8 protein-coding genes are annotated in these 6,779 nt (G+C 55.2%); 5 read left to right on the top strand and 3 right to left on the bottom strand.

Annotated elements, in window-relative coordinates; translation table 11 throughout:
• Window positions 1-156: 156 nt before the first annotated feature.
• On the bottom strand, window positions 157-699 hold the full coding sequence (locus PBA01S_RS23225) for a hypothetical protein (protein ID WP_255315420.1): 543 nt from the start codon (window positions 697-699) through the stop codon (window positions 157-159).
• A 160-nt stretch (window positions 700-859) separates the two neighbouring features.
• Here PBA01S_RS23225 and PBA01S_RS22190 point away from each other — a divergent pair, with 160 nt between their 5' ends.
• From PBA01S_RS22190 to coaD, 4 genes are all read left to right on the top strand, one after another.
• Window positions 860-1,573 carry a glycoside hydrolase family 73 protein gene (locus tag PBA01S_RS22190; protein ID WP_028537799.1) on the top strand — a complete coding sequence of 238 codons (714 nt, stop codon included), beginning with the start codon at window positions 860-862 and terminating at the stop codon, window positions 1,571-1,573.
• Window positions 1,574-1,704: 131 nt separating this feature from the next.
• Complete coding sequence (locus PBA01S_RS22185; protein ID WP_127576758.1) at window positions 1,705-2,148, top strand: hypothetical protein; 444 nt, start codon at window positions 1,705-1,707, stop codon at window positions 2,146-2,148.
• A gap of 312 nt (window positions 2,149-2,460) precedes the next feature.
• On the top strand, window positions 2,461-3,060 hold the full coding sequence (rsmD, locus tag PBA01S_RS22180) for a 16S rRNA (guanine(966)-N(2))-methyltransferase RsmD (protein ID WP_028537797.1): 600 nt from the start codon (window positions 2,461-2,463) through the stop codon (window positions 3,058-3,060).
• Window positions 3,053-3,565, top strand: coding sequence for a pantetheine-phosphate adenylyltransferase (gene coaD / locus PBA01S_RS22175; protein ID WP_028537796.1), 513 nt, complete (start codon window positions 3,053-3,055; stop codon window positions 3,563-3,565). The genes rsmD and coaD overlap by 8 nt, the downstream gene beginning before the upstream one ends.
• A gap of 21 nt (window positions 3,566-3,586) precedes the next feature.
• On the opposite strand, the gene PBA01S_RS22170 is transcribed toward coaD, so the two are convergent.
• Window positions 3,587-4,810 carry a nucleoside recognition domain-containing protein gene (locus PBA01S_RS22170; RefSeq protein ID WP_255315419.1) on the bottom strand — a complete coding sequence of 408 codons (1,224 nt, stop codon included), beginning with the start codon at window positions 4,808-4,810 and terminating at the stop codon, window positions 3,587-3,589.
• Window positions 4,811-4,989: 179 nt separating this feature from the next.
• On the opposite strand from PBA01S_RS22170, the gene PBA01S_RS22165 reads away from it, so the two are divergent.
• Window positions 4,990-6,018, top strand: a complete 1,029-nt coding sequence (locus tag PBA01S_RS22165) for a SepM family pheromone-processing serine protease (protein WP_127576757.1) — start codon at window positions 4,990-4,992, stop codon at window positions 6,016-6,018.
• A gap of 56 nt (window positions 6,019-6,074) precedes the next feature.
• Here the strand turns inward: PBA01S_RS22165 and PBA01S_RS22160 are convergent, their stop codons facing one another.
• The gene (locus PBA01S_RS22160) at window positions 6,075-6,779 is read right to left on the bottom strand and encodes a nucleotidyltransferase family protein (protein WP_255315418.1); all 705 of its coding nucleotides are present in this window, start codon (window positions 6,777-6,779) and stop codon (window positions 6,075-6,077) included.

The following is a 6,779-nucleotide window of genomic DNA, read 5'->3' as shown; positions in this document are numbered from 1 at the left end:
GTGTTTACGCGATTCCTGCAAAAATACAGTTATTTTGAGGAGGAATCGCTGTTTTGCTGTGGACGATGCCAAGTGAAAAGGTCAGACATCTAGACCAACGGAGAATAACAAACGGCCAAGGATAGAAGATCCCTGGCCGTTTATTTATACCTGTTATTATTGGAAGTTGCGCATCGAGCCTGTGGTTCCGATCGAGCCCGCGCCGGAGATGGAACCCGAGGAGTGCGATCCCGTGGAGTTCATGGAGCCTGCGGAACCCGTGGACCCGATAGAACTCATGGAGCTGGAGCCGATAGAGCTTATTGAACTGGTATGCAGAGAGCTTGGTTGGTGAGTGTTCATAGGAGAACTGAAGTTGCTTTGACCGATTCCTTGCGTGCTGTAGGAGGTTTGACCGATGCCAGGCTGGGTATAACTCGTGCTGAATCCAGACATCGAGTGTACGCTGCTTTCCAGTTGATTCGCAAGTTGGGCTACGCGTTGATATTGTTGCATCGCTGTTTGATGTCCTTGGAGCGCGGATTGAATCACTTGCACGGCTCTACGCTCACGTTGAGCCAACTCTTCCAGTTGCATCGCGTTTTGTTGTTCCTGCTGCAGCATTTGCTGGTACATCATCGTAGCTTGGCGGGTTTGCTGTTCAAGCTGGCGCATCGATTGTTCGATCTCACGAAGTTGTTGACTGACATTGTTGTACATCTGCTTAAGTATCCTCCTCTAGTTAAGTTAGGTTGTGAAACCAACGTTAGGTTACCCCTCGAACTCTCCGCTATACATCGAACTAAGCGGACTTCCGAGCTCGTCAAGGTAAGGGTCCAAACCCTCGTCCAACCAAATTCATAAACTATTCTGGAGGTGAATGCGATTGGACAAAAACGGGTTTATTCAGAAAATCGCCCCCCTTGCCGCTGCCAACTCGAAGGAAAGCGGGATACCGGCTTCATTGACGATCGCCCAAGCGATTTTGGAATCGAACTGGGGGACAAGTCGCTTAGCTGTTCAAGGCAATAATCTGTTTGGGCTAAAAGGCACCGGTCCAGCAGGCAGCTTGATTCTGCCCACAACCGAGTATCGGAGCGGCAAAGCGGTGGTGGTGAACGCGGCTTTCCGTAAATACCGTTCGTGGGCCGAGTCGATTACAGATCACGCCCGTTTATTATCAGCGCCGCGCTATGCCGGGGCGATTGGAAAAACGGGACCGGAAGCGGCGCGGGCGGTTGCTGCGGCCGGTTACGCAACGGATCCACAATATGCCAACAAGCTGATTCAGTTAATGAATACCTACAGCTTGACGCAATACGACACAACGAAAGGAGATGAGCCGATGACTGCAGAGGAGAAGAAGCAATTTGCTGCGCTTCAAAATCTAGTCCAAGCACAGGCGAAGAAAATCGCCGAGTTGGAGAAATGGACCAAGCCGGGCATTCCCGCCTGGGCCAAGGAAGCGGTGGAGGCGGCGGTGAAATACAGCAAAGACGATCCGCTGTTGAATAATCCGGAGCAGGGCAGCGTAGATTTCTACCGAATCATTACCGTGATGCACCGTCGGGGCTTGTTTGACAAGGGGAAATAAGCCAGGGCTTTGACGGTTGTCAGCCGACTCCCCCAGTGGTACGATGAGTTGGAAGATTCAGGCATGATCGCGGGGAGGGAGCAACGATTCGCAATCGATTATGGATATTTGCGGCTGCCGGATTGGTTCTGTTGGCTGCGTTATATACATGGTGGTATATCCAAAATGTATCTCCGGTGAAAGTGACGACAACGCTTAACGGAGTTGCCTGGATGGAGGAGGACCTAACGTTTTCTCCGCCGATTCAACTCGCGTTAGATGGGTACTATGACAAACGAAATGCCCAATTTAAGGGTACCATCGAAATTAACGGGAAGAGGTATACCAATTGCTTTCTCGTGAACGGGACCGGACTTCGTTATGAAGGCGCTAACTTGATTCGGCTTGGGGTAAGCTATTTCGATGCAGAAATGGTCCGTATCGCGTGGTCGATCCCTCAGGCAGAGCTCCCTCCTGATCTGACTCACCGTAAGTTCCCTGATGCTGAGATTTGGTTAGTTAGCCCAGCGTCTTCTGGGGAAGAGGCGAGAAGCGTACGACAGGAGATGGAAGATCGTTATTTTTCGCGAAAATGAAGATGAAATAAAAAAAGGACAAAAGCCCTCGTAGAACTTCTTACTACAAGGGCTTTTGTCTGGGCATCCCTCGCGGGATGCCCATCATGGGAGAGGAGAAACCGGACGAAGAGCTTATGGGGAAACGTAAGTCTTCTCCGCGGTTGTCTACGACATTTGGTGATGTCGATACTCTAATTGTGTCCGGGCAGAGGGCTTTTATACCTCGATTCGCAAAAAAGTTCGATGATTTTTTCATTTTTCAATCCTAGGCGGATTATGGTACGATATCGACAGGAATTTTCCAGGCATAAAAGGTGTGTGAACTAATCGATGAGAGTGATATCGGGCCGAGCCCGGGGCAGGTCGCTCAAAGCCGTACCCGGCATGGGGACCAGGCCGACTACAGACAAAGTCAAAGAAGCGATATTCAGCATGATCGGTCCGTATTTCGACGGCGGCTCCGCGCTGGACTTGTTTGCCGGAACCGGCGGTCTCGGCATTGAGGCGTTAAGCCGCGGCATGGACAAGGCGGTATTTATCGATAAAGATGTGAAGAGCCTTGAGACGATCCGTCAGAACTTGAAGGCGACCGGATTCGAGGCCATGGCTGAAGTCTACAAAAACGACGCAGAACGTGCGCTGAAAGCTCTGGCGAAACGGGAGGCGTCCTTTGATCTGGTGTTCTTGGATCCCCCGTACCGCTTGAAACACGGGGATGCGCTGATGACCCAGATGGACGAGCTGCAGTTGCTCAAGCCGGAGGCAACGATTGTACTTGAACATGAAGCCTCGTTTGTTTATCCTGAGCGGTTTGGGCCTTTTGTACAGTTCCGAAAAGCGGAATACGGGGAGACCTCCGTATCCATTTATACTTACGATACCGAGTTGAACACGGTTCAAACCGACGATCAGGAGGAACAACATGAGTGAACAGCGGCAACCGCGTGTGGCGGTATATCCAGGCAGTTTTGATCCTGTAACGAAAGGGCATATGGACATCATCCAGCGGGCCTCGCGCCAGTTTGACAAGCTGATCGTGGCCGTACTGAACAATTTAAGCAAGAAGCCGTTATTTACGGTGGATGAGCGTAAGGCTTTGCTCAGAGAGGTGACCGGGCATCTCCCTAATGTCGAGATCGACAGTTTCCGGGATTTGCTGGTGAATTACATGGACTACAAGCAAGCCCATGTGATCGTCCGGGGCATTCGCTCCGTCACCGATTTTGAATACGAGCTGCAGCTGGCTTCTACAAATCATAAGCTGAACAGCGAGGTGGAAACGATCTTTATGATGACGCACCCCAAATATTCGTATTTGAGTTCCAGCGTCGTCAAGGAGATTGCCAGCTTCCACGGCGATGTCAGCGATCTCGTGCCGCCGGAGGTTGAGTTGGCGCTGCGCGAGAAGTTCAAAGATAAGCTGGGGCCGAGCTAAGCACGGCTTAGGGCTTAAAGTTTAAGGGTTCTCTTGTCGCCGCCACAGGAGCGCGATGGACAAGAAGCCAACCGTCAACAAAGTCAGCATCCACAGCTGCCATTCCATCACCCCGAACGCTAGCTGCCAACTGGGCAGCTTGACGGACGGGGTGTCGCTTCCTATTGGCGAGGCTGCGCTGCCGCCAAATGCGGGTAGAACGCTTGGCAGCCAGTGGGTGAACGGTTTCCACAGCAGCAAGGTGAGGATATAAGCATAAGCCGCATGGAGCAGACGGCTGAGCAGGAACGACCGTTCACCGATGCCTGCGGGCCCGAGGATAGCTCGCACTTGCAGGTAAGCGCATAGGCCGCTCCACCCTAGTACCGCCCCCAATATCGAGGCGCTGAGGGCCGGAGGAAGAGAAGGAGCCAGTCCGGACAGGGCATAGGAGCCTAAATGGACCTCCAGAGCGCTTTTCACTGCAACAGCCATCGTATGATGAGGGAACGCAAGCAGAATAACGTGAATTACAACTGCGAAAATAAGCATATATCCGCCGATAATCATCAGCGTTTGTACGCCCGAAGTGACCGCGTCGCCCAGCAGCTTGCCAAAGCTGCGGCCGTCTTCGCGGCGGGCCTCCTCCATGCGGCGAACGGCCAGGCGCAGGATCGATTCACGCCGCTCGGCTGCAGGCTTTACCGCTGGTGGAGACACCGCTGATTTCGAGCGGTCCGGGAACACCAACTGCAGCGTCACGCCGGCGGCGATGCCGGCCATCCAATGCACGGCGAGCAAGAGCAAGCCGACCTCAGGTCGGCTTAAGAAGCCTGCACCAATTACAACGACGAGCAGCATCGGGCTGCAGAAGTGAGCTGTCGCGGCGAGACGTTCAGCTTCACGCGCGGTGATCTTGCCCTGCTTATGCAGGGTTACCGCAGCTTCGGCTGCAGCAGGGAAGCCGGCCGTCATCCCCAGCGGCAGCACCCAGCCGAAGGAGCCGGGAAGACCCAGGGCGCGGCGGGTGAAAGGCTCGAGCAACACGCCCAGACCATGGGCGAATCCTGAGGCGATCAGCATTTGCGACAGAACGATAAATGGCAGCAAGGCTGGGAATACGATGCGCCACCATATGGCCAAGCCTTCCCCCGACGCTTTGAACGCTTCGCCGGGGGCGTAAACGACGCAGATCACGAGCAAAACGGCCAAAAATCCGGTTAACCATGTGGAGAGCGGGCTGGCGGCCAAACGTCGGAAATTCATATGTATAGATCCACCTTCTTTGTCATTAGATAAAGATCGATAGCGAATATACGCATAGTACATGCTATGCATCAGCGGCGAAGGACAGACTACCGGTTTCGCATGGCAGGTGCAGGCAGAGGAGCGGCGGGCTGAGGGAGACGCGGATTCGCCGCCGCACAGGAAGGGAGGAGAACGGGATGCGACCATCCAGAGCCAAAGCGTTAAAATCGGGACTGTATGTGCTGATCCTTGCGGTGATCGTCTATGTTGTCGTCTACATGTCTACCCCGTATATGATCAATCAGCCGGGGACGGCAGAGGAAATCAAACCGATGGTTTCCATCCCGTCGGGAGATCCTGAGGAGAAGGGCACTTTTATGCTCACAACGGTTTCCGTCAGTTACGCCAACGTATGGATGCTGGCGACGGCTCGCTTCAACAAGCATGCCGAGATCGTGAAGAAGGAACCTGATCGCAATGACGAGGAATACGAAACGCAACAGCGATACTATATGAACAGCTCCCAATCCAATGCGATTATGGCGGCCTATAATAAAGCCTGCGTCAAGTACGGTATCGTCCCGGAGTACGTATTTATCATCGGCTTGTCTAAGGATAGCCCGCCCAAGGGAGATTTTCACTCCGGGGATATAATTCGAGCGGTGAAGGGACAGCCGGTCAAACGGTTTGAAGACCTTGGCGCCTTGCTGCAGGACAATCAACCGGGGGATGTGGTTGATGTCCGTCTGGAACGGGGAGGCAAATCGGTCGACCAGCAGGTGGAGCTGGTAGAGATTAAGGCGGCTGACGGCGCGCGCAAGGCCGGATTAGGTGTATCGGTAGGCGAACTGCGGAAGGTACAGGCAGCGGATCAGGCCAAGGAAGTGAAGTTTGCTGACACGCGGATCGGCGGTCCATCGGCCGGCTTAATGTTTACGCTTGAGATTTATAATCAGTTGACGCCGGGGGACTTGAGCAAAGGCTACCGGGTGGCTGGCACCGGCACGATCGCCGAGGACGGCACCGTAGGAGCGATCGGCGGCGTCCAGTTTAAGATTGTGGCGTCGGATCGGGAGAAGGCGGAAATATTTTTTGTTCCAGAGGCAAATTATAAGGTTGCGAAGGCCAAAGCGGAGGAAATCGGTTCGAAGATGAAGCTCGTTCCGGTGAAGACGCTGGACGATGCCTTGGATTATTTGGCTTCGTTGGAGCCGAAGGCGTCATAATCCAGGGCAAGCGATTCCAGGTTTGGCGGCGTGAGGCTTGGAGCGTAACGGCGTGATTAATCCGTCAGGCGAATAGGGGCTTGACGGTACTCGCGCAGCAGCTCCTCTGCGCTTCGCTTTGGCATCGCATTTGCATATACGGCAGCGGCCCGAATGTCGAGATTCAGCTGCGGGTGCTCCATTTCAGCAGCCCGGGTGAGGATCGGCAGACGGGCCGTTTGTTTCATCCGCTTGAGCAGCTGCTGCCCGGCCGCGCTAAAGCCAAGCACGCGCAGATACCCTGGGCCTTGCGCGAGCGCCTCGGGCGCCAGCAGCTCTCGGGGATGCTGCAAGAGAATATGCAGCAGCGTGCGCTGCAGCTTCGTATGCGTGTAGCGTTTGGTCTTGAGCTGCGTCAGCAGCTCGGCGACGGTGGGCTCGGACAAGCGGGGCAGCGTTTTTTTGATCCGGTATTCCAGCCCTTCGGTGACCTCATGAAGGGCGGCCAGCTGCTCCGGCGACGCCAGGAGCAGCTGATGGAAGAGCGGCGCGGCCAAGCTCTCCCACGTCACGGGCCCGCGTCCCGCCGCGAACTCGCGGGCGAGGATGTCCACCGTGGACGGCGGGAGATACGGCGCGGCCGCGGTAAGGCCGCCGCCGGCGATCAGCCGCCGCACGGCGGTGGCGCTGGCGATGCTCGCGTCCGTCGGCGCGACATCGCCGTATCCCGCGGCCCGGCGCCGGACGGTGACCGGCGCGATGCCGCTGCGAAGCCGCCGCAG

The organism is Paenibacillus barengoltzii NBRC 101215, from assembly GCF_004000745.1.
In the GTDB taxonomy this organism is placed as follows: Bacteria; Bacillota; Bacilli; order Paenibacillales; family Paenibacillaceae; genus Fontibacillus; species Fontibacillus barengoltzii.
Note: the sequence above shows the minus strand (reverse complement) of the source record. Positions and strands in the feature narration are given on the sequence as shown.